23 protein-coding genes, 1 tRNA gene, 1 pseudogene and 1 riboswitch are annotated in these 26,573 nt (G+C 63.9%); of the genes and pseudogenes, 8 read left to right on the forward strand and 17 right to left on the reverse strand.

Going from position 1 to position 26,573, the window contains the following annotated elements:
• Nucleotides 1-199: 199 nt before the first annotated feature.
• Both WQQ_RS09760 and WQQ_RS22970 read right to left on the reverse strand, forming a co-directional pair.
• The gene (locus WQQ_RS09760) at nt 200-403 is read right to left on the reverse strand and encodes a hypothetical protein (protein ID WP_040453309.1); all 204 of its coding nucleotides are present in this window, start codon (nt 401-403) and stop codon (nt 200-202) included.
• A 76-nt stretch (nt 404-479) separates the two neighbouring features.
• Nucleotides 480-1,292 carry a hypothetical protein gene (locus WQQ_RS22970; protein ID WP_007184992.1) on the reverse strand — a complete coding sequence of 271 codons (813 nt, stop codon included), beginning with the start codon at nt 1,290-1,292 and terminating at the stop codon, nt 480-482.
• A 1,468-nt stretch (nt 1,293-2,760) separates the two neighbouring features.
• On the opposite strand from WQQ_RS22970, the gene WQQ_RS09770 reads away from it, so the two are divergent.
• The 5 genes and pseudogenes from WQQ_RS09770 to WQQ_RS23690 all read left to right on the forward strand — a co-directional run.
• Nucleotides 2,761-5,721 carry an RNA-directed DNA polymerase gene (locus WQQ_RS09770; protein WP_007184993.1) on the forward strand — a complete coding sequence of 987 codons (2,961 nt, stop codon included), beginning with the start codon at nt 2,761-2,763 and terminating at the stop codon, nt 5,719-5,721.
• A 61-nt stretch (nt 5,722-5,782) separates the two neighbouring features.
• Nucleotides 5,783-7,279 (forward strand): IS21 family transposase, encoded by a 1,497-nt coding sequence (istA, locus tag WQQ_RS09775; RefSeq protein ID WP_040453142.1) that lies wholly within the window; start codon nt 5,783-5,785, stop codon nt 7,277-7,279.
• Entirely contained in the window at nt 7,272-8,075 is an 804-nt protein-coding gene (gene istB, locus WQQ_RS09780) for an IS21-like element helper ATPase IstB (RefSeq protein ID WP_007184994.1), read from the forward strand. Before istA ends, istB begins: the two co-directional genes overlap by 8 nt.
• Nucleotides 8,076-8,182: 107 nt before the next feature.
• Nucleotides 8,183-8,265, forward strand: a tRNA-Tyr gene (locus tag WQQ_RS09785).
• Between the two features lies 1 nt (nt 8,266).
• A pseudogene (locus WQQ_RS23690) lies at nt 8,267-8,443 on the forward strand (IS3 family transposase); the annotation flags it as partial.
• Here the strand turns inward: WQQ_RS23690 and WQQ_RS23695 are convergent.
• The 4 genes from WQQ_RS23695 to WQQ_RS09805 all read right to left on the reverse strand — a co-directional run bounded on the left by WQQ_RS23695 (nt 8,440) and on the right by WQQ_RS09805 (nt 10,542).
• Nucleotides 8,440-8,742, reverse strand: a complete 303-nt coding sequence (locus WQQ_RS23695) for an Arm DNA-binding domain-containing protein (RefSeq protein WP_083844480.1) — start codon at nt 8,740-8,742, stop codon at nt 8,440-8,442. The pseudogene WQQ_RS23690 and the gene WQQ_RS23695 sit on opposite strands and share 4 nt — an antisense overlap.
• Before the next feature lie 435 nt (nt 8,743-9,177).
• Nucleotides 9,178-9,408, reverse strand: a complete 231-nt coding sequence (locus WQQ_RS09795) for a DUF2798 domain-containing protein (protein ID WP_040453313.1) — start codon at nt 9,406-9,408, stop codon at nt 9,178-9,180.
• Nucleotides 9,405-9,998, reverse strand: a complete 594-nt coding sequence (locus WQQ_RS09800) for a flavodoxin family protein (protein WP_007184996.1) — start codon at nt 9,996-9,998, stop codon at nt 9,405-9,407. The genes WQQ_RS09795 and WQQ_RS09800 overlap by 4 nt, the downstream gene beginning before the upstream one ends.
• A gap of 52 nt (nt 9,999-10,050) precedes the next feature.
• Nucleotides 10,051-10,542: a DUF2938 domain-containing protein gene (locus WQQ_RS09805; protein ID WP_007184997.1), complete on the reverse strand. Its 492-nt coding sequence runs from the start codon at nt 10,540-10,542 to the stop codon at nt 10,051-10,053.
• 82 nt (nt 10,543-10,624) lie between these two features.
• Here WQQ_RS09805 and WQQ_RS09810 point away from each other — a divergent pair, with 82 nt between their 5' ends.
• A complete protein-coding gene (locus tag WQQ_RS09810) occupies nt 10,625-11,083 on the forward strand; it encodes a helix-turn-helix domain-containing protein (RefSeq protein ID WP_007184998.1) in 459 nt (152 codons plus the stop codon).
• Between the two features lie 39 nt (nt 11,084-11,122).
• Here the strand turns inward: WQQ_RS09810 and WQQ_RS09815 are convergent, their stop codons facing one another.
• The 6 genes from WQQ_RS09815 to WQQ_RS09840 all read right to left on the reverse strand — a co-directional run bounded on the left by WQQ_RS09815 (nt 11,123) and on the right by WQQ_RS09840 (nt 17,533).
• Complete coding sequence (locus WQQ_RS09815) at nt 11,123-11,710, reverse strand: TMEM165/GDT1 family protein (protein WP_007184999.1); 588 nt, start codon at nt 11,708-11,710, stop codon at nt 11,123-11,125.
• A gap of 14 nt (nt 11,711-11,724) precedes the next feature.
• Nucleotides 11,725-11,908: riboswitch (yybP-ykoY riboswitch) on the reverse strand.
• Between the two features lie 33 nt (nt 11,909-11,941).
• Nucleotides 11,942-12,841 (reverse strand): 3-hydroxyisobutyrate dehydrogenase, encoded by a 900-nt coding sequence (mmsB, locus tag WQQ_RS09820; protein WP_007185000.1) that lies wholly within the window; start codon nt 12,839-12,841, stop codon nt 11,942-11,944.
• A gap of 23 nt (nt 12,842-12,864) precedes the next feature.
• Complete coding sequence (locus WQQ_RS09825) at nt 12,865-14,007, reverse strand: enoyl-CoA hydratase/isomerase family protein (protein WP_007185001.1); 1,143 nt, start codon at nt 14,005-14,007, stop codon at nt 12,865-12,867.
• Nucleotides 14,000-14,785, reverse strand: coding sequence for an enoyl-CoA hydratase (locus WQQ_RS09830; protein ID WP_007185002.1), 786 nt, complete (start codon nt 14,783-14,785; stop codon nt 14,000-14,002). Before WQQ_RS09830 ends, WQQ_RS09825 begins: the two co-directional genes overlap by 8 nt.
• Nucleotides 14,786-14,838: 53 nt before the next feature.
• Complete coding sequence (locus WQQ_RS09835) at nt 14,839-15,999, reverse strand: acyl-CoA dehydrogenase family protein (protein WP_007185003.1); 1,161 nt, start codon at nt 15,997-15,999, stop codon at nt 14,839-14,841.
• A 22-nt stretch (nt 16,000-16,021) separates the two neighbouring features.
• Nucleotides 16,022-17,533 (reverse strand): CoA-acylating methylmalonate-semialdehyde dehydrogenase, encoded by a 1,512-nt coding sequence (locus tag WQQ_RS09840; protein ID WP_040453316.1) that lies wholly within the window; start codon nt 17,531-17,533, stop codon nt 16,022-16,024.
• Nucleotides 17,534-17,678: 145 nt separating this feature from the next.
• On the opposite strand from WQQ_RS09840, the gene WQQ_RS09845 reads away from it, so the two are divergent.
• Nucleotides 17,679-19,058, forward strand: coding sequence for a short-chain fatty acyl-CoA regulator family protein (locus tag WQQ_RS09845; RefSeq protein ID WP_007185006.1), 1,380 nt, complete (start codon nt 17,679-17,681; stop codon nt 19,056-19,058).
• A gap of 16 nt (nt 19,059-19,074) precedes the next feature.
• Here WQQ_RS09845 and WQQ_RS25085 read toward each other — a convergent pair whose 3' ends face one another.
• Together WQQ_RS25085 and metE are read right to left on the reverse strand one after the other, a co-directional pair.
• On the reverse strand, nt 19,075-19,203 hold the full coding sequence (locus WQQ_RS25085) for a hypothetical protein (RefSeq protein ID WP_007185007.1): 129 nt from the start codon (nt 19,201-19,203) through the stop codon (nt 19,075-19,077).
• Nucleotides 19,203-21,476: a 5-methyltetrahydropteroyltriglutamate--homocysteine S-methyltransferase gene (metE, locus tag WQQ_RS09850; RefSeq protein WP_007185008.1), complete on the reverse strand. Its 2,274-nt coding sequence runs from the start codon at nt 21,474-21,476 to the stop codon at nt 19,203-19,205. The genes WQQ_RS25085 and metE overlap by 1 nt, the downstream gene beginning before the upstream one ends.
• 91 nt (nt 21,477-21,567) lie before the next feature.
• On the opposite strand from metE, the gene WQQ_RS09855 reads away from it, so the two are divergent.
• Complete coding sequence (locus WQQ_RS09855) at nt 21,568-22,488, forward strand: LysR family transcriptional regulator (protein WP_007185009.1); 921 nt, start codon at nt 21,568-21,570, stop codon at nt 22,486-22,488.
• A 41-nt stretch (nt 22,489-22,529) separates the two neighbouring features.
• Here WQQ_RS09855 and WQQ_RS09860 read toward each other — a convergent pair whose 3' ends face one another.
• From WQQ_RS09860 to WQQ_RS09870, 3 genes are all read right to left on the reverse strand, one after another.
• Entirely contained in the window at nt 22,530-24,200 is a 1,671-nt protein-coding gene (locus WQQ_RS09860) for a cation acetate symporter (protein ID WP_007185010.1), read from the reverse strand.
• The gene (locus WQQ_RS09865; protein WP_007185011.1) at nt 24,197-24,508 is read right to left on the reverse strand and encodes a DUF485 domain-containing protein; all 312 of its coding nucleotides are present in this window, start codon (nt 24,506-24,508) and stop codon (nt 24,197-24,199) included. Before WQQ_RS09865 ends, WQQ_RS09860 begins: the two co-directional genes overlap by 4 nt.
• Before the next feature lie 409 nt (nt 24,509-24,917).
• Nucleotides 24,918-26,543 carry an acyl-CoA synthetase gene (locus tag WQQ_RS09870; protein ID WP_007185012.1) on the reverse strand — a complete coding sequence of 542 codons (1,626 nt, stop codon included), beginning with the start codon at nt 26,541-26,543 and terminating at the stop codon, nt 24,918-24,920.
• Nucleotides 26,544-26,573: the final 30 nt, after the last annotated feature.

Genomic DNA, 26,573 nt, shown 5'->3' on the forward strand with positions numbered 1-26,573 from the left:
TGAACCGGCGCCGCGCGAAGGTTGGGCCCGTCAAGCTGTCAACCTCCGTGACCTCTCGCTCCTCCCAGCGGTGAGCGCGACGATCCCCAGGCAAAACCGCAAGCGGGAAGGCAGGGCGGTTCCGAATTGTCACCTGAACAGAGTTCAGCCCCGGAAAAGGCTGGTCGGCCGGCGGAGTGCCGACCGACCAGCATCGATGCTAAACGCCGCCGCTCTTCATCCCTTTGCTGGTCTGGCGCTTCTCCTTCTTCAAAGCGGCCATGAGGTAGGTCGAGATCGTGTGTTCGACAACATTCTGGGTGCCGTACACCTTGGCCAGCTCATCGAGCTGCTTCCAGGCGCTGGTGGGCATCGTGATCTTCAGGGGGCGGGTTTCGGGGACGTCAGGGGTCGAAAGGAACATGGGGCATCTCCAGTAGGTAAGCGCCAGCCGGAATTGGCTGGGCTGACCACACAGTGTTCAGCGCCGGAACCTGCGCTTACGACTTGGGGCTGGTAGGCCATTCGCTCTGGGGAAACCAGCTCTCCTGACCCTGCACGGCCCGCCGACAGAGGACCGACAACGGTACCCGCTGCACCGTGCGCGGCGTAGTCCACCGGATCGTCGAAGGGATTTGCACGCGCTGGCCAGGAGGTATGCGGTACTGGGCCTGCTGCTGGTCCAAATAGAAGTAGAGCTGCTTGACCTGCGTTCGAATCTGGCGCCACCCAGGTGCAACCGACAACGATCTGACCAGCTGGCGAAGGCGATCATCCGGATGCTGCACACAGTGGCGGATGTGGGCGCGCATCTCATCCATCACCTGCCGGCGGAAGCGCCAGGTCCACATGACCGGCTTGATGGGTTTGCCGGCCGGCCCTGCGAGCTTCTTACGATGGGCTACTGGCACCGGCTCGCGCACAAGCTCGTATCGGCCCCACCAGGTGATCGCCGACCTTACATCGTTGGCATTCCGCCAGCGTTCCATCGTCAGCAGTGGATGGTCTCCCTCGGTTCTGAGGAGCCACCAGTTGAGATCGGTGGTGCCGGCCTGCGGGAAGAGATGCAAGGCGAACACCGCCTGACCTTTCGCACGCCGGCGCGACTTCTGAACCTTGTCGCCGGCGAGGTCATAGCGCTCATGAAATCTCGCCGAAAGAGCTAATGCGCGGTCGGCGGGGACGGTTCCGGATACGTACTGCGTGTAGCCGCGGCTGACATCGAGAAGCAATAGGCGCATGGCAGCGGTGACCGTGGTGGGTACCAGCGGGTCATAGCCGGCTCCAGCCGGCGAGCCGGCATGCAACGTCACTATAGTTTCCATGGAAGGGCATACCTCAGTAGAAGAGATTCCTAGGGAGCCGAAGTGGCTCCGCAGAAACAGTCTTCCGCTCCGGTACACGGCCTCATTCCCCAGCGCGAGGGAGATGTTCCAGCCCTGAACACTGTTCAAGTGCCTCGAACCAAGGGGCGCGTGACCACCGCGTGATGTACCTGGCTACCAACCAGGAATGAGGGGGTTACCGCCCCCGCTCGAAAGCACGGGTCGGCTTGTTGCCGACCATGCGGGCCTAACCAGTCCGCAGACCGCCGTAGCCGGATGCTCGTAATGGAGCTCGTCCGGTTGCAATGGGAGCTGCAAGGTGAAATTCCTTGCAACGACCCAATCCTCGCCGGTTCGTCGCCGGTGAGATTGGGCGACGCGGAAACGGGAGTCTCGGTAACGAGATCACCCCTGTGTCGGGAATAGTGGGAGTGTTCAAGGCGGGAATACCGCCAAGAACACGTCAATACCACTCGCGGGTGGCCGGTGACGGTCGCACGTGTACGCAACACGTGGGTTCTTGCGATCGACGAAGGAAGCGAAAGTTTTATAAGTCGATCGGCCTAGCGGGTCTGCCAAAGGGCAGGTCCGGCGACAGGAATGACCCGGTGGCGAAAGCTGCTGGGCATTGTGATAGCTCAAGCGTGTAACGGCCTCTGCGCGACAGAGGCTTTTGCGAGTAGCGGTGATGCTGTGACGCCCCCTCCAGTGGGGCTGACCGTGGATGCAAGCGTGAGGGTGGTAGGTGATGGGCTTGGGAATCTCGCCACACTGAAATCCGGAGAAATCCGGGGAGCGTGCAACGCACGACGCCCGAAACGTGATGTCCAGCAGCTAAGCGGTGAACCCGATGACTAACGCGGGAAAAGCCTGTCACGCCGGGGTGGTTCCCGGGTCAAGTGGCTGGCAGGAGCGTGATGAGTAGGAGGCTGGAGAAATCCGGCGATGCGCGAAACGATGCGGTCGAAGTGCAGCGCATTCTTCGAAAGAAGGTACGAAAGTTACAGCGGTCGAAAAGGTGCTTACGGGGCACGTGCCCCATCGAGCGGTGAGCGAAGACTGAGGCGTGGAGCTGGAACCCGGGTGGTGCCGGGGCCGGAAGATGGACGGGTGGTGCCGTCGTTTTCCCACGTCGAAGTCGAGCGGAGCTGGGTGAAACCGGCGCCAATCAGATCAATTGAACAGGAGGCAGCGAATGAAAAATCGTGGGGTGACTCCCGAGTATCGTCCGGTCACGTCGTAACGTGGGTTGCAGCGCCAGAGCTGTGTGCGGGAGACCGCAATAAGGTCAGTAAACGGATGTATCTTGTATGGCAACTCGGCTCCCCCCACCAACTGGTGGGGGGAGCATTCCACCTGTCTAACTGCGGCAAAATACCCTCCATGAATCGAAAGCGCTTTCTGTGCTTTAAGCAGAGTTCGAAGTTTCGTGGCTTTGAAATAGAAAAGGACTTCCATGGCCTTATCTGAGGAAGATTTCTTTGACCTCGGAAATCTTTATGTGGCCTACAGGAAGGCTAAGGCCGAGGCCTTCTATGAGAATACGCACTTCCATGCGGTGGCCTATACCAAGTATGAGCAGTCGCTTGATTCAAATCTGAAGCGGCTTCGCGCCCGATTGACAGTTCGGAAAGCAAATTGGTTCGAGGACCCTGCGTTTATTGGAGGCTATGCGTTCCTTCCAAAATCGATCGACACATCAGAATGGGAGCAGAAGAGCGAAGGTCACTTTCGAGCGCTCGATCCTTGCGAGGACTGGTTGCATCGCTTTAATGACACGGGTAGAAGAGCGCCCGCCTCATTGCGCCTGGTAATCCGGGCGACCGTAGATTTTCAGATCATCTCTTCGCTCTGGATTATGCTGGTCGGGCATCTGTACGATTCCGTGCTCGACAGAAAGGCATCCTTCGGAAATAGACTTAGACGCTCGTACCGGGAGGCCGCATTTGGAGGCGTCAATTTAGCCACCCCTGCACTTTTCGCACCATACTTTTCTGCATATAGAGAGTGGCGAGAAGGCGGGCTGTCAGCAATGGAGGGAGCGCTCAACGAAGGGAAAAGCATTCTCGCCATCACGATGGACGTTGAGCAGTTCTATCATCGAGTCTCCCCCGATTTCTTGCTAAAGAAATCGTTTTTGGAATCCCAACGTATAGAGCTATCGACCGCGCAACGTCGCTTTACAAAACAACTCCTCACAGCCATCGGCACTTGGTACAAAAAGACGCCCGACTTCAGAACTCGGCCGGAGGGCGCAATTCCGGTTGGTCTCTCTGCATCGAAGATCATCGCTAACGTACTCTTGGCAGATTTCGACTATGCGGTGACTGATAAATTGAAGCCGATCTACTACGGAAGATACGTCGATGACGTATTCCTCGTACTGGAAACGGCGGAAGAATCAAGCGGGGGGGCAGGACAAGTCGCCAGACGAATTGCTGAGACGCTTGATCCAATGGTCAAAGTGGTTGATGCAGGCAAGGGGCCACTATCACTTCAACTGCACCTGCCCTATGCAAAGGACTCGAAGCTGATCTTCGCGGGGCCAAAGCAAAAAATATTTGCCTTGTCGTCCGCTCACGGCGCTGATTTGGTACATCACATCCGAGACCAAATTCGTCAGCAGTCAAGTGAATACCGGCTTCTACCTTCGGTACCTGACACGAGTATAGCGATGGCATCACGTGCGCTACTCGCAACGCCGAACGCTGCACTCCAAGCAGATGCTCTGCGAAAGGCAGACGTTGTTTCAGTAAGGCGCCTCGGATTTTCACTGCTCCTCAGCGACATCGAAACCTATGCAGCCGATCTTCGGCCTCGATCTTGGAGCAAAATTCGCTCCGAGTTTTATGGACTGGTGAATCGACATGTTATCACCCCCAAGGGCTTCTTTGAGTTTTTTGGCTATGTACCTCGCGTATTCGGCCTGATGCTGAGTTGTGGTGATACTAAGGAGGCGAAGAGTCTCGTGGCCAAGCTATCGTCGATATGCGACTTGATTGAAAGAACAACAACTCTTGGCGAAGGCGAGGGCACTCATAATTTCGCATTCTGCAAGCAGCAGTACGCCCTCGCTCTCCTGCAAGTCGGCCTGCAGGCAGCGACAGCGAGGTCCGTCGATGTTACCCCCGGCTATCTAGGAGTTCTTCGAAGTATCAAAGCACTGTGGAAGTCACTAACGGTTCCTTCCACAGTCGCAACTCTGGAGACCCTCGTAAAGCAAATGCTCCTCGCGGACTGGGGCCGAAGGCCATACAAAGATTATTGGTTTCAGGATCAGTCCGACGATGAGAATGGACCGAAGATTCCGAAGACTTTGGCGGTGAGACGCCAACTGCGGCTCGGCGCAATCCGGCGGTTTAGGCAGGAAACTACCGATCTAAAGCGGCCTCACTGGCCAGCATTAGCGTTCCCCACACGCCCCCTTCGGGTTGACGAAATAAGCCTTGTTGCCCCGAAGTGCCTTTCTGACAGCAAACTTTTCCGGGATGCTATCCGGACCATAAGAGGCGCGGAGGTCATCTCGTCGGACACGCTGGGATTTGCTGGTGGCAACGATCGAGCAACAGTATCGTATTTTGTTGCCAACGGAAGGCCACGAGATCGAGTAAGAATCGCCGTTACCAGCGTCGGAACATCAGTGGAACAGTGGGAAGCAGCAGCGAAAGGCAAGCAGGACCGTTCGATAGAACGCTACGTTGCATTTAACGGGCTAATAAATCGGATACTAAAAGAGAAAAAACTTCCCGACTATATTGCTTTTCCCGAGCTTAGCATCCCCCTTCGCTGGGCTCTGCGCGCCGCAAGGAAACTTGCCACTAATGGCGTCTCACTCCTTGCCGGAGTGGAATACCATCGAGACAGAGCTACTAGGAAACTGCGGAACGATTGCCTTGTTTCGCTGACAACGTATTGGGCAGGCTACGCTGGTAGTGTCGTGGTACTCCAGCCAAAGTTTGAACCCGCTCACGGCGAAAGAATCGAGCTGAGAAAGCTGACCGGTAAGACAGACAATTTTTTCAAGCCGACGGGAGGCTGGGAAAAACCCACCCTCTATGCCCATCGTCAGTTTGTCTTCTCGGTTCTGATTTGCAGCGACCTCACAAACATCGCCTACAGACGCGATCTGCGCGGCGAAGTTGACGCGATATTTGCGCTCGAATGGAACCAAGATACGAAGACCTTCTCGTCACTCGTCGAATCTACAGCGAACGATCTACATGCCTTCGTTATTCAGGCGAATAACCGAAAATATGGTGATAGCAGAATTAGATCGCCAGCCAAACAAGACTACGCTCGCGATGTTGTCCAAGTAAAAGGGGGCGTAAGCGACTATTACGTGCTAGGCGAGCTTGATTACTGTTGCCGCTCGCTGAAAACTGACCAGCAAATCGAGGATCTGCTCGCGGAAAATTGACCAGGGTGTTCCGACTTAGCCTGCGGGGTTTAAGGCCCAGCAGGGAGAAGAGGTGCACACCATGGCGACATACGCGAAAGTCCGCAGGATGCGGCTTCGGGACGGGCTATCGATCAGCGAGATCGCACGACGCACGAGCCTGTCGAGAAACACGATCAAGGCGTGGCTGCGGGAGGCGACCCGCAGCGAGATGAAGTACCGGCGCCCTGCCGGCCCCAAGAAGATCACGGACCACGAGCAGTGGCTGCGCAAGGCGCTGGAGGCCGATTCGCGCCGTCCGCGTCGAGAGCAACGCACCGCCCTGAAGCTGCATGCGCAGCTCAAGGACCAGGGCTTCACCGGCAGCTACGCGCGCGTCACAGAGTTTGTCCGTAAGTGGCGCGCCGAGCTGGGTGCGGTCAGCGCCCGAGCGGTCTACGTGCCGCTGACCTTCACCTGGGGCGAGGCCTTCCAGTTTGACTGGAGCGAGGAGCGCCTCGTGATCGGCAGCATCTGGCGCAAGGTGCAGCTGGCACACATGAAGCTGTGCGCCTCTCGCGCCTTCTGGCTCGTGGCCTATCCGAGCCAGGGCCACGAGATGCTCTTCGACGCCCACACGCGCTGCCTGACCGGGCTGGGCGGGGTCGCCCGGCGCGGCATCTACGACAATATGAAGACGGCGGTCGACCAGACCCCGCGCAAGGATCGCGGTCGCGTCGTCAACGCGCGCTTCGCCGCGATGACGGCGCACTATCTCTTCGATCCCGACTTCTGCAACGTCGCCTCCGGCTGGGAGAAGGGTCGCGTCGAAAAAGGCGTGCAGGATGCCCGTCGCCGGATCTGGCTCGACGCTACGCAGCAGCGATTCGGCAGCTTCGCCGAGCTCAATGTCTGGCTGGCGACCCAGTGCATGGAGGCCTGGTCAGCGCCGCACCCGGACTTCTCCGGCATGACGATCCGCGAGGCCTGGGAGCACGAGCAGCCACAGCTGATGCCGATGCCCACACCGTTTGACGGCTACGTCGAGCTGCCGGCCAGAGTGTCGAGCACGAGTCTGGTGTCGGTCGCCCGCAATCGCTACTCAGTGCCGTGTCGGCTGGCGGGCCATCGCGTCAGCGTGCGGCTGTATCCGGAGCGCATTGTCATCGTCGCCGATCAGTCGATCGTGGCCGAGCATGCCCGCGCCGTCGATCGCGATCATGTCGTCTACGACTGGCAGCACTACCTGCCGCTGATCGAGCGCAAGCCCGGTGCGCTGCGAAACGGTGCGCCGTTTGCCGATCTGCCGGACCCGCTGCAACGGCTGCGTCGGGCTTTGCTCAAACGTGACGGCGGCGACAAGGTCATGGCACAGGTGCTCATGACGGTGCCGACGCACGGATTGGAGGCGGTGCTGGTCGCCGTCGAACTGGTGCTCGACAGCGGTCGGCCCAGCGCCGAGCACGTCCTCAATGTCCTCGCGCGACTTAGGGAGGGACCACCACCGCAGACGGTCGAGACCTCCCTGCAGGTGAAGGCGGCGCCGATTGCCGATACCGAGCGTTACGACACGCTGCGTACGGAGCTGAGCCATGGCTGATCTGATCAATGATCTGAAGCGGCTGCGCCTGTATGGCATGGCGGCTTGCTATGCCGAGGGCCTGGAACAAGGCTCGACGACGGGCCTGACCAGCTACGAGACCCTGCTGACGCAGCTGGTACAGGCCGAATCAACGGACCGGGCGATGCGCTCGATCCGCTACCAGATGCACGTCGCGCGCTTTCCGATCCACCGCGATCTGGCGGGTTTCGATTTCGAGCAGTCGAAGGTCGACCGCCGGCAGATCACCACCTTTGCCACGACCGCCTTCACCGAGAAGGCCGAGAACATCGTGCTGATCGGCGGTACTGGCACCGGCAAGACGCATCTGGCCACGGCGCTGGGGATCGAAGCCGTCGCCCGCCATGGCAAGCGGGTGCGCTTCTACTCGACCATCGAGCTGGTCAACACGCTGGAGAAGGAGAAAGCCGCTGGAAGGGCTGGCCGGCTGGCGCACCAGCTGATGCATCTGGACCTCGTGATCCTCGATGAGCTGGGTTACTTGCCGTTTTCGCAGGCCGGTGGCGCGCTGCTGTTTCACCTGCTGTCGAAGCTCTACGAGCACACCAGCGTGATCATCACGACCAATCTGGTCTTCGCCGAATGGGCGTCCGTCTTCGGCGATCCGAAGATGACCACGGCGCTACTGGATCGACTGACGCATCACTGCCACATCGTCGAGACCGGCAACGAGTCCTATCGCTTCCGGCACAGCAGTCACATCGCCAAAGCACGTATCAAGTCCAGGGAGCAGGCCAAGACCCGGCAACAGGAGGAAACCGACGAGACGATCTGACGACCAGCGATAGAATCAAACCACGCCGGCAGCATCCGCCGCCGGCCTCCATCCCTGGTCAATTTTCAACGAGCAGTGATGGTCAGTTCTCGGTGAGCGCCAACACCGGAGAGGTGGCCGAGTGGTTAATGGCAGCAGACTGTAAATCTGCCCTCTTACGAGTACGCTGGTTCGAATCCAGCCCTCTCCACTTCGGTCACCTCAAGAACGAGCTGTTCTACTCGCGTGACTGGCTGTCCACGACCATCGAGGAGTTCGTCGCGGCCTTGGATGCCTACATCCGCTGGTATAACGAGTCACGCATCAAGAGTTCGTTGGGCTACCGCAGTCCCTTGGAGCACCGCAGGAAGCTGGCATTCGCTGCTTAACCAGTCCAAGTTTTTAGCCGCACCCCCTGATGGTCAGTTCTCGGTGAGCGCCAACACCCCTTCTTAACCAAGTCCCGCGCTCGATCTCTTTCAGCGCGGGCCGACTCCAGAGACACATCCGGATACCGACCAATCGAGTAAATCTGCGGTCGGCCCTCGATGCGGTAACGGTAGTGCCAGAGCTTGCTTCCATTGGGGCGGACAGCGAGGAACAAGCTGCCCCCGTCCTTCAAAAAGTACGGCTTAGGCTGCGGTGGCGCCGTCTCAACCTTGCGTGCTGAAAGTACGTTGGTGGCCATGTGTATATCGAGTTGATATGCGCTCGAATATACACATTGACGGCGGATTGGAATGCTCTGGGTTAGACAACGCCGGACACGCGACCACCAATAAACAATGAGTTACGTTGGTCTATTGGGCGACGCCGGACCGCGTTAGACAAGCATCGCAATTATCGATCATGAGCAGCATAAAGCACCTAAGCGTTTGTTTTTCCTGATAGAGGGTGGCGCGTCTTGCGCTCGATTCCCCCTGAGATATCCCCGGCTGCCGTGGATGCAGAGGGGTTCAGTCGGATGCTTAGTTGCTACGCCAACGCTTCATGTCGAGAGCTGAGTTCAGGGAAGAGCAGGGCGAGCATCTTACCTGGGTCGATATCAAACGACACGACGGGTCTATTCCTGACCCACCGCCGGCACATTCAGGCTTTCGGACAGGTTTTCGGAATGGGCCTGCTACGGGGCCCGGACGATCATGCCATCGACGATCTTTCGGGTGATCGGCGCGATCACCAAGACGGTCGGAAACGCCACGGCCCAGGCCATGAACCACGCCGGGAGCCAGGCGGAAGCGAAAGATGCGTCGAAGCCCAGCACCCGGACGGTCGCAATCGCGGAGACGATCAAGGACATCAGCCCGGAGAGAATCGCGCCAAAGAGCAGGGGAGCGTACCTGCCCGGGATCATGCCGGGCTTCCCGAGGCGACGGGCTCCGAGGTCCCAAGGCGGGCCAGTGTCCGGGCGAAGTGAGCGCCGAAGAGGCGAGCGCCCTTCGAATCGCCGGGCGGAAAGGCATCGGCCGGCGCGCCGTGCCGGGCCTGTGCCATCAGACCGGTCCAGGACCCGAGCCGATTGGCGGCTTCGTCGTCAGGCACGCCCGAATGCTGCTCGGGAAGGATGGGATTGCCGACCCAGATCATCCCGTGCTGCATGCAGAACGTGAACATCGACTGCAAGGTCGACTGCTTGTCCCCGGAGGGCAAGGACGACACCGTGAAGCCTGCGGCCAGCTTCCCCCGCAACTGCTGGGAGCGCCAAAGCCCGCCTGTTGCGTCCATCAGCGTCTTCAACGTTCCGGAAACACCGCCGAGGTAGGTCGGCGATCCGAGGATCAGGCCATCGTAGGTGGTCAGCTCGCTCGGATGAGCGATCAGGTCTTCCGCTTTCCGAACCGCCACTCTCGCGTGGTCTTCGGTGGTCACGCCATCCGCGACCTGCCGTGCGATGAACTCCGTATGTCCGTGAGCGCTGTGGTAGACCACTGCGATCTTGTTCATTTCTCTACTCCTTTGTTTGGGGTTGTTTTGGTGCTGGTTATGGGGCCCGGCGCTAGACAAGCCGGGAAACGGCGGCCGCCGCGAGGTACAGGCCCGCACCGAAGACGCAATGGTTCGCCGCGCTGCGCAGACAGCTGGCCCAGGGCTTGGGCGTTTTCGAGGCAAGGAACCCGGCCCCCATCGCGGGTTGCATGATGAGCAGCGGAGCGGCGACCGAGATCAGTCCGAACAGCACCGCGGGCGCCGGTGTCGGCGCCTGAATCCAATCGGGTCCGGCAGAGGCGACCAGCAGGCTGGCGAAAAGGATTCCGACCGCGTAGTGGACCAGCCATCCCAGTGCGAGCTCTCCCCGGACCGACTTGGCCGTGGCGATCGATGCATGAATGAATCGGCCACGGACGCTGTGGGCGGCCCAGCGACCGATCAGCCCGAAGCTGGCGGCGCGGATTCCGAGACGGCGCAGGACGAGCAACCAGGCGTCCATCACGAGTGTTGCTCCGCAGCCGATGGCGATGACCGACAGGACCGTGGCTTGAATTGACATGATGGCCGCCCGATGTGCTTGCACGAGATGCAGTGAGCCGCCACGATAAAAGTTGAAGTCGACTTCAACGCAAGAGGGCACCGTGGATATTTCGGAGGTGGCCAGGCGGACCGGGGTTCCGGCCTCGACCCTGCGCTATTACGAGAAGCAGGGGCTGATCGCGTCTCTGAACCGTCAGGGGGCGAGACGCCTTTTCGCCCCCGCGGTGACTCGACAGCTCGGGCTGATCGCGCTCGGCCAGGCCGCCGGGCTTTCGCTCGAGGAGATCAAGCTCATGCTCACGCCCGGCGGGCAGCTCAGCGTCGATCGCGCCCTGCTCTCCAGGAAGGCCGATGAGATCGATGCGCGCATCAAACAGCTTCGCGCCGTGAGCAAGGGCTTGCGCCATGCGGCGGCCTGCCCTGCGCCGAGCCATGCCGAATGTCCGACTTTCCAGCGACTGCTCGGCGATGCCGCATCCGGAGCGTTGCGCCAACTGTCCTCGCCGCTGGTTCCGCGAGAGAAGCCGGCGCGAGGTCGGCGCGGTGGCCTGCCAAAGTGAATGCAGCCGTGGTGGATCGGTCGGTACGCCGATCTCGCCTCAAAGCCCGGCCAGCCCGAGCCCGAGATCGAACTTGAGCAGGATCAGTGCGCCGAAGATCGCGAACAGGGCCGCCGCGACGAAGCGCATCCTGCTCAAGGGAAAGCGCTGGGCGAGCTGTTCGCCGATCAGCACGGCCGGGATATTGGCGGCCATCATGCCGAGCGTGGTACCGGCGGCGACCATCAACAGGTTGCTGTACTGCGCGCCGAGCGCGATCGTCGCAAGCTGGGTCTTGTCGCCCATTTCGGCGAGGAAGAACAAGGCCAGCGTGGTCAGGAAGGCCCCGGCGCCGGGCTTCTGCATCGGGTCTTCGTCGAGCGTGTCCGGAATCAGCGCCCAGGCCGCGAACGCCAGGAACGCGCCACCGAGTACCCAGCGCATGACGTCCGGCGACACGTGCGAGGCGACCCAGTCGCCGACGTAGGCGGCGGCGAGGTGATTGAAGATCGTCGCGACGAAGATCCCGGCGATGATCGGCCAATGCCGCCCGCTGAAGCGCGTGGCGAGCACGAAGGACAGCAGCTGGGTTTTGTCCCCGATCTCGGCGATCGCGACCATGCCGAACGAGGTGAGCAGAGCTTCCACAGATTCCATTTCCTGGGGCCGGCGAGCGTGGACACCATTGACCCTGCCTTCCATCGCCGGCCCGGCTGCTGGATGACAGAGTCAAAGGTCTCGCCTGGACATCCCGCACACGCCACGGTCTTCGACCGAGTTTGTTGACGTGGGCTCCTCCCGATCGCGCTGACGACGCGGAGGCGGCTACTCCCCAATGACGGCGGCGACTATAAAGGCGCCGTCAGCACCGCCGCAAGCTCAGCGCTCGCGCCGGTACAAGTCGACGATGCTCGAAAAATCGAGCGTGCCGGAACTCGCCGAATGCAGCGCGTAGAGGTTGCGCGCGAGCTCTCCGAGCGGAATCGCGCTGCCGCTCGCGATCGAGGCTTCGGCCGCCAGGCCGAGATCCTTGAGCATCAGCGCGCTGCCGAAGCCGCCGCTGTAGCCGCGCGAGGCCGGTACGCCGTCCTGCACGCCGGGCCAGGGGTTGTAGACCTCCAGCGACCAGTTGCGGCCCGAGCTCTTGAGCATGATCTCGGACAGCACTTTCGGATCGAGGCCGTTGGCCACGCCGAGCGCGAGCGCCTCGGCGGTGCCGGCCATGTGGATCGCGAGCAGCATGTTGTTGGCGATCTTGGCGACCTGCCCGGCGCCGACCGCGCCGGCGTGGAAGAGGTTCTTGCCCATCTTCTCCAGCACCGGCTTGGCGCGCTCGAACGCGCCCGCGTCGCCGCCGACGATGAAGCTCAGCGTGCCGGCCGCGGCGCCTGCGGTGCCGCCCGAGACCGGCGCGTCGATGAAGACGATGTCGAGCGCCTGCGCGGCCGTGGCGACCTTGCGCGAAGACGCCGGCGCGATCGTCGAGCAATCGATCACCAGCGTTCCGGGCTTGATGTGCTGGAGCAGGCCTTGTTCATTGGCGCTTGCGCCGAGATACAGCGATTCGACGTGCCGGCTCGCGGGCAGCATCGAGATGACGATCCCGGCATTCGCGACGGCCTGCGCCGGGCTCGCGGCGACGCTCGCGCCGGCCGCCTTGGCGGTTTCGAGCGCAGCGGCGGACAGATCGTAGACCTGCAGCTGATGTCCGGCCTTGAGTAGGTTCAGGGCCATCGGCCCGCCCATGTTGCCGAGGCCGATGAAGGCGATGAGGCTCATGCTGTGACTCCTTTGTGTTTTCTTCAGCGCAGGTCGGCGAGCGGATGCGCGCCCTGCGGCCAGCGTGGCTCGACGAAGTGTTCGGCGATCCAGTCGTCGCTCAGCCCGGCGAATGTCGCGGGAGTCCAGCGCGGCCGGTTGTCCTTGTCGATCAGCAAGGCGCGCACGCCTTCGGCGAAATCGGCATGCGCGCAGCATTGCAGCGCGACGATCAGCTCGAGCCTGAAGACTTCCGCGAGGCTCAGCGTCGTCGAACGCCGCAACAGCTCCCACACCAGGCCGGCGGTGGTCGGCGAGCCTGCCGCGAGCGACTTGGCCGCCTTGCCCAACCAGGCATCGTCGCCCGGGTACGAGGTGAGATTGCGGTAGACCGTCGCGAGCGAATCCGGCGCGGTGAGTTCTTCGATCAGCGCGGCGTGTTTCTGCAGATTGGATGCCGGCAGCGCATCGCCCGCGGTTTGCGAGAAGGCTTGCAGCATCGTGGCGAGCGTCTGGTGATCGGCCTTCGTATTGCCCGTAAAACCGATCGTGCCGAGCCGCTCGAAAATCGCATCGCGATCGGCGGCGCGTACGAAGTGATCGGCGAGCCCGGCGACTTTCAAGTCATGCGCGTTGATCGACGCGCCGGTGAGCGCCAGAAAGCGCCCGACGCCACGCGGCATGCGGCTCAGAAACCAGCTGCCGCCGACATCGGGAAATAAACCGATGGTGATCTCCGGCATGGCGACGCGCGAAGTCTCGGTGACGACGCGATGGCTCGCGCCGGCCATGAGCCCGAGCCCGCCGCCCATGACGATGCCGCTGCCCCAGACGAGGATCGGCTTGGCATACGTGTGGATGCGATGGTCGAGCCGGTATTCCTCGGCGAAGAAGGCGAGATTCGGCAGGTTCGGCAATGCGCCCGGATGCTCGACGATTGCGCGATGCAGGCTGCGCACATCGCCGCCCGCACAGAAGGCTTTCTCACCGGCGCCATGCAGCACGACGCAAACGATCGCGTCGTCGTCGGCCCAGCGGCGCAGCGCCGCATCGAGGATGCGGATCATCGGCAGGCTCAGCGCGTTGAGCGATCTTTCCGCAGTGAGCTGGGCGTAACCGATGCGCTTGCCGTTGGCTGCTTCGGCTTCGCGAATCAGCACGAGATCCTGCGTGCTCGCCTCAGCCATTGCGCCACTCCGGCTTGCGCTTCTCGAGGAAGGCGGTGACGCCTTCCTTCTGGTCGAGCGTGTCGAACAGGTTCACGAAAGCCTCGCGCTCCTGTGGCAGCAGCTGCTTGAGCGGGTTGCTGCGCGCGCCCTGGATGAGCTGCTTGCAGGCCGCGACCGAGGTCGGGCTCTGGCCTTCGGTGCGTTGCGCCCAGGCCAGCGCGGTTTCTAGCGCCGCGCCGCGCGGCACCACTTCTTCGACGAGACCGATGCGCAGCGCCGTCGCCGCATCGATGCGTTCGCCGATCAGGATCAGTCGCTTGGCCCAGCCTTCGCCGACCAGCCACGGCAGGTTCTGCGTGCCGCCCGCGCAAGGCAGCAGGCCGACCGTCGCTTCGGGCAAGGCGAGCTGCGCATGTTCTTCGGCGATGCGCAGATCGCAGGCGAGCGCGCATTCGAGGCCGCCGCCCATCGCGTAGCCGTTGATCGCGGCGATCGACAAGCCGCGGAAGGCGGCGAGCGCTTCGAAGGCCTCGCCGAAGCGGCGGCCCATTTCGCGCGCCACGGCCTTGTCGCCATCGGCGAACACCTTCAGATCGGCGCCGGCCGAGAAGAACTTCGGACCATCGCCGGTGACGATCAGCGTGTAGACGCTGCGATCGGCATCGAGATCGCGCACGAGTTGCGTGAGCGCCTTGAGGCTGTCGACGGTCCAGGTGTGCGCGGGCGGGTTGTTCAAGGTCACGATCGCGGCGTGCCCGCGTTTTTCGAGTTTCAGGTTGCGGTATTCGGTGCTCATGTCGGGTCCTGGTTGATCGGCTGTAGGCGGGCCACGACCCGCCGACGGAAAGCTCAGCGCAGCGTTTCGGTCGCCCCCTGGCGCAGCGCCGCGCGCGCGACGATCACGCGCATGATTTCGTTGCTGCCTTCGAGGATCTGGTGCACGCGGCTGTCGCGCACATGGCGTTCGAGCGGAAATTCACGCGTATAGCCGTAGCCGCCGTGCAGCTGCAGCGCCTGGTTGCAGACTTCGAAGCCGATGTCGGTCGCATAGCGCTTGGCCATCGCGCAGTAGGTGCTCGCGTCGGCGCTTCCGGTATCGAGCTTCCACGCGGCCAGTCGCACCATCTGCCTGGCGGCGACGAGTTCGGTGAGCATGTCGGCGAGTCGGAATTGCAGCGCCTGGAACTGTGCGAGCTCCTGGCCGAACTGGCGGCGTGAATTCAAATGTTCCTGCGTGCTAGCGAGCGCGCTCTGCGCCGTGCCGATCGAACAGCTCGCGATGTTGATGCGCCCGCCGTCGAGCGCCTTCATCGCGATCTTGAAGCCTTCGCCTTCGGCCGCGAGCAACTGCGAGGCCGGCACCTCGACGTCATCGAAGGCGATCGCGCGCGTCGGCGAGGCGTTCCAGCCCATCTTGTGCTCGAGCTTGCCGTAGCGGATGCCGGGTGTGTCGGCCGGCACCGCGAACACCGAGATGCCCCTGGCTCCGACACCGCCCGTGCGCGCGAACACCACGAGCAGGTCGGTCGCCCCGGCGCCCGAGATGAACACCTTGCTGCCGTTGAGCAGGTAGCGATCACCGCGTTTTTCCGCGCTCGTGCGCAGCGAGGCGGCGTCCGATCCGGCGTTCGGTTCGGTCAGGCAATAGCTGCCGAGCTTGCGGCCGCTCGCGAGCATCGGCGACCACTCGCGCGCGAACGCGGGGCTCGCATAGGTCGCGACGATCCAAGACACCATGTTGTGAATGCTGATGTAGGCCGCGGTGCTCGTGCAGCCGGCCGCGAGCTCTTCGAGGATGATCGAGGTGTCGAGCCGCGAAAGTCCGAGCCCGCCGAGCGCATCGGATGTATAGATGCCACAGAAGCCGATCTCGCCGGCGCGACGGATCGCAGCGAGCGGAAACTCGGCGGCTTCGTCCCAAAGCGCCGCATGCGGTGCGAGTTCGCCGCGCGCGAAACTGCGCGCGGCGTCCTGGTAGGCGATCTGGTCTTCGGTGAGAGCGAAATCCATCGCGGTGCTCCGAGCCCTGCGATCAGCGCAGCGAGATCGTCGTGTTCACGCCGACGCTCAGCGTGCTGTCGTCGAACCAGCGCTGCGTGACCGTCTTGGTCTGCGTGTAGAACAGGATCACCTGCTTGCCGTAGGGGCCGAGATCACCAAGCTTGGAGGCGCGCGAGCCGGTGAACGAGAACAGCGGAACCGGCACCGGAATCGGCACGTTGATGCCGACCTGGCCGATGTCGATCTCTTCCTGGAACCGGCGCGCGGCCGCGCCGGATTGCGTGAACAGCGCCACGCCGTTGCCGTTCGGATTGGTGTTGATCAGGTCGATCGCTTCATCGAGTGACGCGGCTTCGAGCACCACGAGCACCGGCCCGAAGATTTCCTGTTCGTAGACCGACATGCCGGGCTTCACGCCCGAGAAGATCGTCGGGCCGACGAAGTTGCCGTTTTCGTAGCCGGCGACTTTCGGCGCGCGGCCGTCGAGTTCGAGCTTCGCGCCTTCGAGGATGCCGCGTTCGATCAGTCCGTTGATGCGTTCGAGCGCGCCGCAGGACACCACCGGGCCGACATCGGTGCCCGGCTCGGTGCCGGCGCTGAGCTTGAGCTTTTTCGATTTCTCGACGAGCTCCGGCAGCCAGGCGCGCGATTCACCGACGAGCACCAGCGTCGATGCGGCCATGCAGCGCTGGCCGGCCGCACCGAACGCGGCGCCGATCAGGTTGTTGATCGTTTGCTCGCGATTCGCATCGGGCAGCACGACGGCGTGATTCTTCGCGCCCATCATGCATTGCGCGCGCTTGCCGGCGAGCGTGGCGCGGCGATAGACGTGCGTGCCGACCTTGGTCGAACCGACGAACGACACCGCCTTGATGTCCGGGTGATCGCAAATGCCGTTGACGATGTTCTCGCCGCCGTGCACGACGTTGAGCACGCCGGCCGGAACCCCCGCTTCGAGCGCGAGTTCGACCAGGCGCATCGTCACCATCGGGTCCTGTTCCGAAGGCTTCAGCACGAAGGTGTTGCCGGTCGCGATCGCCATCGGGAACATCCACAGCGGAATCATCGCCGGGAAGTTGAACGGCGTGATGCCCGCGCAGACGCCGAGCGGTTGCAGCAAGGTATAGGTATCGACGCCGGTGGCGACGTTGTTCGCGAGCTCGCCCATCTGCAAGGTGCCGATGTTGGCTGCGTGCTCGACCACTTCGAGGCCGCGGAAGATGTCGCCTTCGGCGTCGGGCAAGGTCTTGCCCTGCTCGGCCGTGAGAATCGCGGCGAGCTCCTTCATGTGTTCGCGAATGAGCTGCTGATACTTCAGGAAGATGCGCGCGCGCACGCCGATCGAGGTCTTGCGCCAGGTCTTGAACGCCTGCTTGGCGCTGTCGACGGCAGCGTCGAGTTCCTGCGTGGTCGCGAACGGAACGCGGGCGAGCACCTGCTGCGTCGCCGGGTTGATCACCTCGCGCCACTGGGTGCTGGTGGAGTCGACGAACTGGCCGCCGATCAGCAGTTTCACGGTCGGCATGGGGGCTGGGGTGGACATTGCGGTTCCTTTTTCTTGGCGTGGCGCGCTGGTCAGTGCCAGTGCGTTTTTGCATTATTCGCATCCATGACTTCAGCGGAAGAACTGAAATTGCGAAGATTTGCAAAGCATCGGAATCAGGTTTGCGAAGTTTGCGAAGGGCATCATGTCTAAGGCCTTCGTCGGCGTGCGCCTGCAGCGGCTGCGCGAGGAGCGCGGCATCAGCCAGGTGGCGCTCGCCAAGACGCTCGGCATTTCACCGAGCTACCTGAACCAGATCGAGCACAACCAGCGGCCGCTCACGGTGCCGATCCTGCTGCGCATCAACGCGCAGTTCGGCGTCGATGTGCAGATGTTTTCGGACGACGACGAGGCCCGCCTGATCGCCGACGTGCGCGACGTGCTCGCCGAAGTCGGCGGTGACACCGTATCGCTCGCGGAGACGCGCGCGCTCGCGGCGAACATGCCGGGCGTCGCGCGCGTGCTGCTCGAACTGCATCGGCGCGCGCGCGTCGCGAGCGAGCGTGCGGAGACGCTCGTCGCCACGGTCGGCGACAGCAACCACCTGCCGTCCTTCAGCCTGCTCGGCAAGCACGAGGAGGTGCGTGATTACTTCAATCGCCGGCACAACCACATCGTCGAACTCGACGAAGCGGCCGAGGCGATCTTCGTCGATGGCGACTTCGTCGTCGGCGAGGCGGCGCAGGCGCTCATGGCGCGACTCGCCGAGCGTCACGGCGTGCGCGTGCTGATCGGCGGCTCCGAGAATTCGGAGAAGCAGCGCTACGACGAGCGCAGCAAAACCCTGCACCTGGCCGACTTCCTGCGGCCCGGACAGCAGGCCTTCCAGATGGCGTTCCAGCTCGCGGCGCTCGAAATGCGGCCGCTCATCGACGCGCTGATTCGCGATGGCGGTTTCGCCGAAGGCGAATCGCGCCGGCTCGCGCGCATCGGCTTGGCGAACTACTTCGCCGGCGCGCTGGTGATGCCGTACACGCGCTTTCTGCAATCGGCCGAAGAACTCGGCTACGACATCGAGCGCCTGTCGAGCCGCTTCGGCGTCGGCTTCGAAGCGGTTTGCCATCGGCTGTCGACCCTGCAGCGTCCGGGCATGCCGGGACTGCCGTTCTTCTTCGTGCGCGTGGATCGTGCGGGCAACGTGTCGAAGCGGCATTCGGCTGCGGATTTCCACTTCTCGCGGGTCGGCGGCACCTGTCCGCTGTGGATCGTCTACGAGGCGTTCTCGCAACCCGACAAGGTGCTGTCGCAGATCGCGCGCATGCCGGACGGACGCAGCTATCTGTGGATCGCCAGGCGCGTCGTCAGCGGGCCGATCGGCTACGGGCGCCCGCAAAAAACTTTCGCGGTCGGACTCGGCTGCGATCTGCGCCATGCGCATCGGCTGATCTATTCGCGCGGCCTCGATCTGTCCGAGCCCGATGCGAGCACGAGCATCGGCCTGGGCTGCAAGGTCTGCGACCGACAGGATTGCGTGCAGCGCGCAGCGCCTTCGCTGCTCGAGCGCGCTTCGCTCACGTTGCCGTGAGCGTCGGCGCGCCGATCTAGCGGCCGCGCATCGCGCAGTCGCAGTCGGCGCCATGCCATTGCGGCTCCTGCTCAGGCTCCTCTTCTTCTCGATCTTCGAAGACCAGACGCGCCAGCAGCTCGGCGTAGGGCTGCGGGTCTTCCATCACGGCAGATTCGCGCGTGCTGCACGTGCCGTCGCCACCATCGTCTTCAAGGCCGCTTCGGTTTCCGGCCAGCCGCGCGTCTTGAGCCCGCAATCGGGGTTCACCCACAGGCGCTCGGCCGGCACCACCTCGAGCGCGCGCTGCAGCAGCTCGCTCATTTCGTCGGCGGCCGGAACGCGCGGCGAGTGGATGTCGTAGAGGCCCGGGCCGATGTCGTTCGGATAGCGGAATTCGGCGAAGCCCTCGAGCAATTTCATGCGCGAGCGCGAGGTCTCGATCGTGATCACGTCCGCGTCGAGCGCGGCGATCGCCGGCAGGATGTCGTTGAACTCCGAATAGCACATGTGCGTGTGAATCTGCGTTTCGTCGCGCACGCCCGCGGCGGTGATGCGAAACGCGCGCACGGCCCAGTCGAGATACTCGGGCCAGTCGGCCTTCTTGAGCGGCAGGCCTTCGCGGATCGTCGGCTCGTCGATCTGGATCAGCCTGATGCCGGCGGCTTCGAGGTCGAGCACTTCGTCGCGCAAGGCGAGTGCGAGCTGCAGCGCGACCTCGCGCCTGGGCAGATCGTCGCGCACGAAGCTCCAGAACAGCATCGTCAGCGGGCCGCTGAGCATGCCCTTCATCGGCCTGGACGTGAGGCTTTGCGCATAGCGCGACCACTCCACCGTCATCGCCTTCGGGCGCGAGACATCGCCGTAGATCACCGGCGGCTTCACGCAGCGCGAGCCGTAGCTCTGCACCCAGCCGAACTGCGTGAACGCGTAGCCGTCGAGCTGCTCGCCGAAGTATTCGACCATGTCGTTGCGCTCGGGCTCGCCATGCACGAGCACGTCGAGGCCGAGCCGTTCCTGCCGGTCGACGACGAAGCGGATTTCGTTTTGCATCGCGGCGACGTAATCGGCCTCGCCGGACTTGCCGGCCTTGAACGCGGCGCGCGCGGCGCGGATCTCGGCGGTCTGCGGAAACGAGCCGATCGTGGTCGTCGGCAGCTTCGGCAGTTGCAGCACGGCCTGCTGGGCGGCGATGCGCTCGGCGAACGCCGACTGGCGCTGCGTATCGCGCTCGTTCAATGCGGCGACGCGGGCGCGCACCTCGTCGCGCCGGGTACTCGGCGCATTGCGACGGTCTTCGATCGCGGTCGCCGCGGCTTGCAGCGGTTCGGCGACGGCGGCTTCGCCTTCGTTCAAGGCGCGCTTGAGCACGGCGAGTTCGCCGAGCTTCTGTTCTGCGAACGCCATCCAGCTCCTGATGCGCGGATCGAGCCGGGTTTCCTGCGCGAGATCGTGCGGCACGTGCAGCAGCGAGCACGAAGCGGATACCCACAGTCGCTCGCCGAGCGTCGCCCGTGCGGCAGCGAGCGAGGCGAGCGCCCGGCTCAGGTCGCTGCGCCAGAGATTGCGGCCGTCGATCACGCCGAGCGAAAGCACTTTGTCTGCGGGCCAGTCGGCCAGGAAGGCGTCGAGCTGCCCGGGTGCACGCACCAGGTCCAGATGCAGGCCGGCGATCGGCAGCCGCTTGAGCCAGGCGGCGTGCTCGGCGACGCCACCGAAGTAGCTCGCGAGCAGCAGCGGCAGGCCGGCGCCGGCCAGTTCGCGGTAGACCACGCCGTAGGCCGCGATCCAGTCCGGCGGCAGGTCGAGCGAGAGCACCGGCTCGTCGAGCTGCACCCAGCGCACGCCCAGCTGCGCGAGTTCGCTCAGCAACGCGAAGTAGCCATTGAGCAGCAGCGACAACAGCCGCAGCTTGTCGAAGCCCGGCTCGGCGGCCGCCAGCCAGAGCCAGGTCAGCGGGCCGGGCAGCGCGACTTTCACTTGATGGCCGAGCGCGAGCGCCTCGCGCACCTCGGGCAGCAGCCAGCCGCGATCGAGCTTGACGGTGGTCCGCGGGCCGATCTCGGGGACCAGATAGTGATAGTTGGTGTCGAACCACTTCTTCATCGCCAGCGCGGGCTGCTGCGCGGTGCCGCGCGCCATCGCGAAGTAGCCGGCCAGATCGACGGTCCCGCCCAGGCCGAAGCGCTCCGGCGCGGCCGAGAACAGCGCGGTGACGTTATGCAGGTGATCGTAGAAGGCGAAGTCGCCGACGGTGACGAAGTCGAGCCCGGCCGCCTTCTGCTGCGCCCAGTGCCGGGCGCGCAGGCCCGCGGCGACGCAGTGCAGTTCGTCGGCGGCGAGCCTGCCTTGCCAGTGCGCCTCGACGGCGGCCTTGAGTTCACGGCGGGCGCCGATGCGCGGGAAGCCGAGGATGTGGGTGGCAATGGAAGCGGTCATGCGCAGGCTCGCGGACAGGGGCCGAGCATGGTCCGGCCGCGCGCCATATGATTCAATCTCAAAGAATTGTCATTCGACTTGAGTTTCATTCATGGCTTCTTCCCCGCTCGACATCCGCCATCTGCAGACGCTGATCGCGCTGTCCGACACCGGCTCGCTCGCCAAGGCGGCCGATCGCGTGTTCGTGACCCAATCGGCGCTCTCGCACCAGCTCAAGGCGCTCGAAACGCATTACGGAACATCGCTGTTCGAGCGCAACACCAAGCCGCTGCGCTTCACCCAGGCCGGCGCGCGCCTGCTGGCGGCCGCGCGCGAGGTGGTGCAGATCACCGCGCAGGCCGAGCGCGAAGTGGCGCAGTGGGTCTCGGGCCGCAGCGGCGAGCTGCGCGTGGCGGTGGAATGCCACACCTGCTTCGACTGGCTGATGCCCGCGATGGACGCGCTGCGCGAGCACTGGCCCGAAGTCGAGCTCGACATCGTCAGCGGCTTTCACACCGAGCCGACCACGCTGGTCGAGAACGGCACCGCGGACTTCGCGGTGATCCACGACGAGCCGCCCAAGCGCGCGGGCGTCGTCACCGAGCATCTGTTCACCTACGAGACGCTCGCGATCGTCTCGCCGCTGCACGCGTACGCGCAGAAGGCGTATCTGCAGCCGCAGGATTTCATCGGCGAAACGCTGATCAGCTATCCGGTCGACGACGCCATGCTCGACGTCGTGCGGCATTTTCTGGCCCCGCACGACATCAAGCCGCGCCGCCGCAACGCCGAGCTCACGATCGCGATCCTGCAACTGGTCGCGAGCGGCCGCGGCATCGCCGCGCTACCCGAATGGAGCGTGCGCCCGTATCTCGATCGCGGCTACGTGGTCGGCATACCGCTCGGCCCCAAGGGCCTGCACTGCGAGCTGCACGCGGCGATGCCCGAGAGCCTCGCGAGCCGCGCCTACATCCGCGATTTCATCGCCAAGGTGCGCGAGCAGGCGCCGCGCGCGATGGAGGCTATCGCCTAGGGAACCTGCCCCGGGCAGCGTGAGCCGTTCCGCGTTGGCGCTCAGTGTGCGCTTGCCGCCGAGCTGCCGATGCCGGTTTCCGCGCGCACGGCCTGCTCGTCGAAAGCCAGACGCTCACGTTCGGCGCGGGCGCTATGGTCGAGCCGGGATACCAGCCAGGTGACGAAGAATGCGAGCGGCATCGAGAACAGCGCCGGCTGCTCGTACGGAAACAGCGGCTGCGCGTGACCGAGCACGGCAACCCACACCGCCTTGGACAGCACCACCAAGCCCACCGCCGAGATCAAACCGGCAAGTCCACCCCACAGCGCGCCCTGCGTGGTCAGCCCGCGCCAGTACATCGACAGTATCAGTACCGGGAAGTTGGCCGAGGCGGCGATGCCGAAAGTCAGGCCGACCAGAAAGGCCACGTTCTGATTCTCGAACAGGATGCCGAGCAGCACCGCAACGAGCCCGAGCCCGATCGTGGCGTAGCGCGAGACCTTCATCTCCTCGCCCTCGGTCGCCGTTCCCTTGCGGATTACGCGAGCGTACAGATCGTGTGCGATCGCCGAAGCGCCGGCCAGCGCCAAGCCCGAGACCACCGCCAGGATCGTCGCGAACGCCACCGCCGACAGGAAGCCGAGGAACAGATTGCCGCCGAGCGCCTTGGCCAGATGCATGACCGGCATGTTGCTTCCGCCGATCAGCTTGCCGCGTGGATCGCCGCCTTCGAAGAACTGCGGGTCGGTGCCGACGATGACCACGGCCGACAGCCCCAGCACGCAGACCACCAGGAAGAAGAAGCCGATGAAGCCGCTGGCGACGAACACGCTCTTGCGTGCCTCGACCGCGTTGGGCACGGTGAAAAACCGCATCAGGATGTGCGGCAGGCCGGCGGTGCCGAACAGCAGGCCCAGCGACAGTGACAACGCCGAAACCGGGTCGGCCAGCAGCGTGCCCGGTCCCATGATGCGCTGGCCATCGGCATGCGCCGCGACCGCGGATTTCGCCATCGTCTCGAGATTGAAGCCGAAGCGGGACAAGGCCATCAGTGCCAGCACGGTGCCCCCGCTCAGCAGCAGCACCGCCTTGATGATCTGCACCCAGGTGGTCGCGATCATGCCGCCGAAGATCACGTACAGCACCATCAGCACGCCGACCACGACGACGGCGACCGGATAGTCCAGGCCGAACAGCAGCTGGATCAGCTGGCCGGCCCCGACCATCTGCACGATCAGGTAGAAGCAGACCACGGTCAGCGAGCCGACGGCCGCGAATGTGCGGACACGGTTCTGGTCGAGCCGGTAGGAGGCGATGTCGGCGAAGGTGTAGCGGCCCAGGTTGCGCAGCCGTTCGGCCATCAGGAACAGGATGACCGGCCAGCCGACGAAGAAGCCGATGGTGTAGACGAAGCCATCGAAACCGCGCAGGAACACCAGGCTCGACAGCCCAAGCAGGGTCGCTGCGGACATGTAGTCGCCGGCGATCGCCAGGCCGTTCTGGAAGCCGCTGATGCCGCCGCCGGCAGTGTAGAAATCCGATGTCGAGCGCGTGCGCCGGGCGGCCCAGGCGGTGATGCCCAGCGTCGCCAGCACGAACAGCAGGAACATCGCGATGGCAGAGACGTTCAGCGGCTGGCGGCTGACCTCGGCGATCGAGCCGGGAGCGGCCAGGGCCGACGCGGGCAGGGCCAGCGCGGCGACTGCCAATGAAGGGCGGAGGCGGTTCATTGGCGCGACTCCCCGGCCAGTTCGCGGCTCAGCACGTCGAAGTCGCGATTGGCCCGGCGCACGTAGAGCCCGGTCAGCAGCCAGGAGCCGACGATCAGCCCGGTGCCGATCGGCCAGCCGACGGTCAGTGCGGAATCCGTCGATAGCGGTGTCGCCAGCCACCGCGGCTGGAACGCGACCGTGGCCATGAAGGCGTAGTACGAGCCCAGCACGATCGCCGACAGCAGCAGCGAGTAGCGTCGCCGGCTGCGGACCAGCGTCAGAAACTTCGGATGCCGGAGCATCGGATGGGACAGGGTTTGCGGCACGGGTTTCTCTCCTCGTTTTAGGTTTTCGGCTGCATGGCGTTGCCCGCATGCGGGCAACGCTGCGGCGAGCAGCCTGGATCGCCGTCGTCGCGGTGACCGGGCGGGGGATTTGGCGCCCGGACGCGCGCCGGTTGCCGGAGGCGTCGGTTCCATTGAGAAAGGAACGTGACCTGCGGCAACGGCAGCGAGTCGGGGCGGGTTCTCCTCCGCAGCGATTGCTGTGGGCACGCTCGCTCGTCGCGGCGGCTTCTGCCTTCACGGTTGCAGGCTTGATGCCAGGTCATAATCCTGGCTAAAACAGCTGCTTGGAATTCGATCACGGTGCGTCGGGGGGGAAGCTGGTAACAACACTGTCACCTCGGGTAACACCGTGGCCCGGAGCGGCTGGCCGTCCGGGTCGAACCGGCATTCAGGCGACGCGCTGGCGCAGCAGGAACTTCTGGATCTTGCCGGTCGAGGTCTTGGGCAGCGGGCCGATGACGACGTGGCGCGGCACCTTGAAACGCGCCAGATACCGGCGGCAGTGCTCGACGAGTTCCTCGGGCGTGACGGTGGAGCCTTCGCGCAGCTCGACGCAGGCGCAGGGCACCTCACCCCACTTGTCGTCCAGCTTGGCGACCACTGCCGCGGCCATCACCGCCGGGTGGCGGTAGAGCGCGTCCTCGACCTCGATACTGGAGATGTTCTCGCCGCCGGAGATGATGACGTCCTTGCTACGATCCCGGATCTTGACGTAGCCGTCGGACTGCACGACCGCGAGGTCGCCGGAGTGGAACCAGCCGCCGGCGAGTGATTCCTCGGTCGCCGTCGGGTTCTTCAGGTAGCCCTTCATGACGATATTGCCGCGGAACATGATCTCGCCCATGGTCTCGCCGTCGGCGGGCACCGGTTGCATCGTCTGCGGATCGAGTACGGCCATGGCCTGCTGCAGATGGTTGGGCACGCCCTGGCGGGCGTGGCGCTCTGCTTTTTCGGGAAGCGGGAGCGTCTCCCACTCGGGCTGCCTGGCGCAGATCGCGGCTGGGCCGTAAGTCTCGGTCAGGCCGTAGGCATGGGTGATCGAAACGCCGATGCGCTCCATCCCCTCGATGATCGCCGCTGGCGGCGCCGCGCCGGCGATCATCGCCGCCACCGGATGCCCCAGTCCCTGCCGGCTGGATTCGGGCGCGTTGATCAGCATGCTGTGGACGATGGGCGCTCCGCAGAAATGCGTGACGCGATGCTGCTTGATGAGCTCGAAGATCAGCACCGGGTCGACGCGACGCAGGCAGACATGGGTGCCGGCGTTGGCGGCCAGCGTCCATGGGAAGCACCAGCCGTTGCAGTGGAACATCGGCAGCGTCCACAGGTAGACCGCATGCGCAGGCATGCCCCAGGTGACGATGTTGGCGATCGAGTTCAGGTGCGCGCCGCGATGGTGATAGACCACGCCCTTGGGGTTGCCGGTGGTGCCCGAGGTGTAGTTGAGGGCGATCGCCTCCCACTCGTCCTGTGGCAGCGACCAGGCATAACCGGGATCGCCTTCGGCGAGCAGGGCCTCATAGTCCAGTGCGCCCAGCGTTTCGCCACCGTCGATGTGCGGGTCACGGACGTCGATGACCAGCGGGCGCCGCTCACCCAGCATCGCCAGCGCCTTGGACACCACCGGCGAGAATTCGCAATCGGTGATCAGCACGCGCGCCTCGCCATGTTCGAGCATGAAGGCGATGGCCTCGGCATCCAGGCGCGTATTGAGTGTATTGAGCACGGCACCCAGCATCGGTACGCCGAAATGCGCCTCGATCATCGGCGGTGTGTTGGGCAGCATCACCGCCACGGTGTCGCCGCGACCGATTCCGCGACGCTCCAGCGCCGAAGCCAGGCGACGGCAACGTGCGTAGGTCTGACTCCACACCTGCCGGGTTTCGCCGTAGATGATCGAGGTTCTCTGCGGATACACCGCGGCGGTGCGTTCGATGAAGCTCAGCGGCGACAGCGGCACGTAATTGGCCGGCGAGCGGTCGAGGCCCATGCTGTAGGGATGCTGGCGCGTCATATGCGGACTCCTTGAGGTTTGTTGGGGGTT

Source organism: Hydrocarboniphaga effusa AP103 (assembly GCF_000271305.1).
GTDB lineage: Bacteria > Pseudomonadota > Gammaproteobacteria > Nevskiales > Nevskiaceae > Hydrocarboniphaga > Hydrocarboniphaga effusa.

Excerpts from the sequence above, each read along its gene's own strand:
- WQQ_RS09760 (WP_040453309.1), bottom strand. The coding sequence starts at position 403 with ATGTTCCTTTCGACCCCTGACGTCCCCGAAACCCGCCCCCTGAAGATC.
- WQQ_RS09770 (WP_007184993.1), top strand. The coding sequence starts at position 2,761 with ATGGCCTTATCTGAGGAAGATTTCTTTGACCTCGGAAATCTTTATGTG.
- istA (WP_040453142.1), top strand. The coding sequence starts at position 5,783 with ATGGCGACATACGCGAAAGTCCGCAGGATGCGGCTTCGGGACGGGCTA.
- istB (WP_007184994.1), top strand. The coding sequence starts at position 7,272 with ATGGCTGATCTGATCAATGATCTGAAGCGGCTGCGCCTGTATGGCATG.
- WQQ_RS23695 (WP_083844480.1), bottom strand. The coding sequence starts at position 8,742 with ATGGCCACCAACGTACTTTCAGCACGCAAGGTTGAGACGGCGCCACCG.
- WQQ_RS09795 (WP_040453313.1), bottom strand. The coding sequence starts at position 9,408 with ATGATCCCGGGCAGGTACGCTCCCCTGCTCTTTGGCGCGATTCTCTCC.
- WQQ_RS09800 (WP_007184996.1), bottom strand. The coding sequence starts at position 9,998 with ATGAACAAGATCGCAGTGGTCTACCACAGCGCTCACGGACATACGGAG.
- WQQ_RS09805 (WP_007184997.1), bottom strand. The coding sequence starts at position 10,542 with ATGTCAATTCAAGCCACGGTCCTGTCGGTCATCGCCATCGGCTGCGGA.
- mmsB (WP_007185000.1), bottom strand. The coding sequence starts at position 12,841 with ATGAGCCTCATCGCCTTCATCGGCCTCGGCAACATGGGCGGGCCGATG.
- WQQ_RS09825 (WP_007185001.1), bottom strand. The coding sequence starts at position 14,007 with ATGGCTGAGGCGAGCACGCAGGATCTCGTGCTGATTCGCGAAGCCGAA.
- WQQ_RS09830 (WP_007185002.1), bottom strand. The coding sequence starts at position 14,785 with ATGAGCACCGAATACCGCAACCTGAAACTCGAAAAACGCGGGCACGCC.
- WQQ_RS09835 (WP_007185003.1), bottom strand. The coding sequence starts at position 15,999 with ATGGATTTCGCTCTCACCGAAGACCAGATCGCCTACCAGGACGCCGCG.
- WQQ_RS09840 (WP_040453316.1), bottom strand. The coding sequence starts at position 17,533 with ATGTCCACCCCAGCCCCCATGCCGACCGTGAAACTGCTGATCGGCGGC.
- WQQ_RS09845 (WP_007185006.1), top strand. The coding sequence starts at position 17,679 with ATGTCTAAGGCCTTCGTCGGCGTGCGCCTGCAGCGGCTGCGCGAGGAG.
- WQQ_RS25085 (WP_007185007.1), bottom strand. The coding sequence starts at position 19,203 with ATGGAAGACCCGCAGCCCTACGCCGAGCTGCTGGCGCGTCTGGTCTTC.
- metE (WP_007185008.1), bottom strand. The coding sequence starts at position 21,476 with ATGACCGCTTCCATTGCCACCCACATCCTCGGCTTCCCGCGCATCGGC.
- WQQ_RS09855 (WP_007185009.1), top strand. The coding sequence starts at position 21,568 with ATGGCTTCTTCCCCGCTCGACATCCGCCATCTGCAGACGCTGATCGCG.
- WQQ_RS09860 (WP_007185010.1), bottom strand. The coding sequence starts at position 24,200 with ATGAACCGCCTCCGCCCTTCATTGGCAGTCGCCGCGCTGGCCCTGCCC.
- WQQ_RS09870 (WP_007185012.1), bottom strand. The coding sequence starts at position 26,543 with ATGACGCGCCAGCATCCCTACAGCATGGGCCTCGACCGCTCGCCGGCC.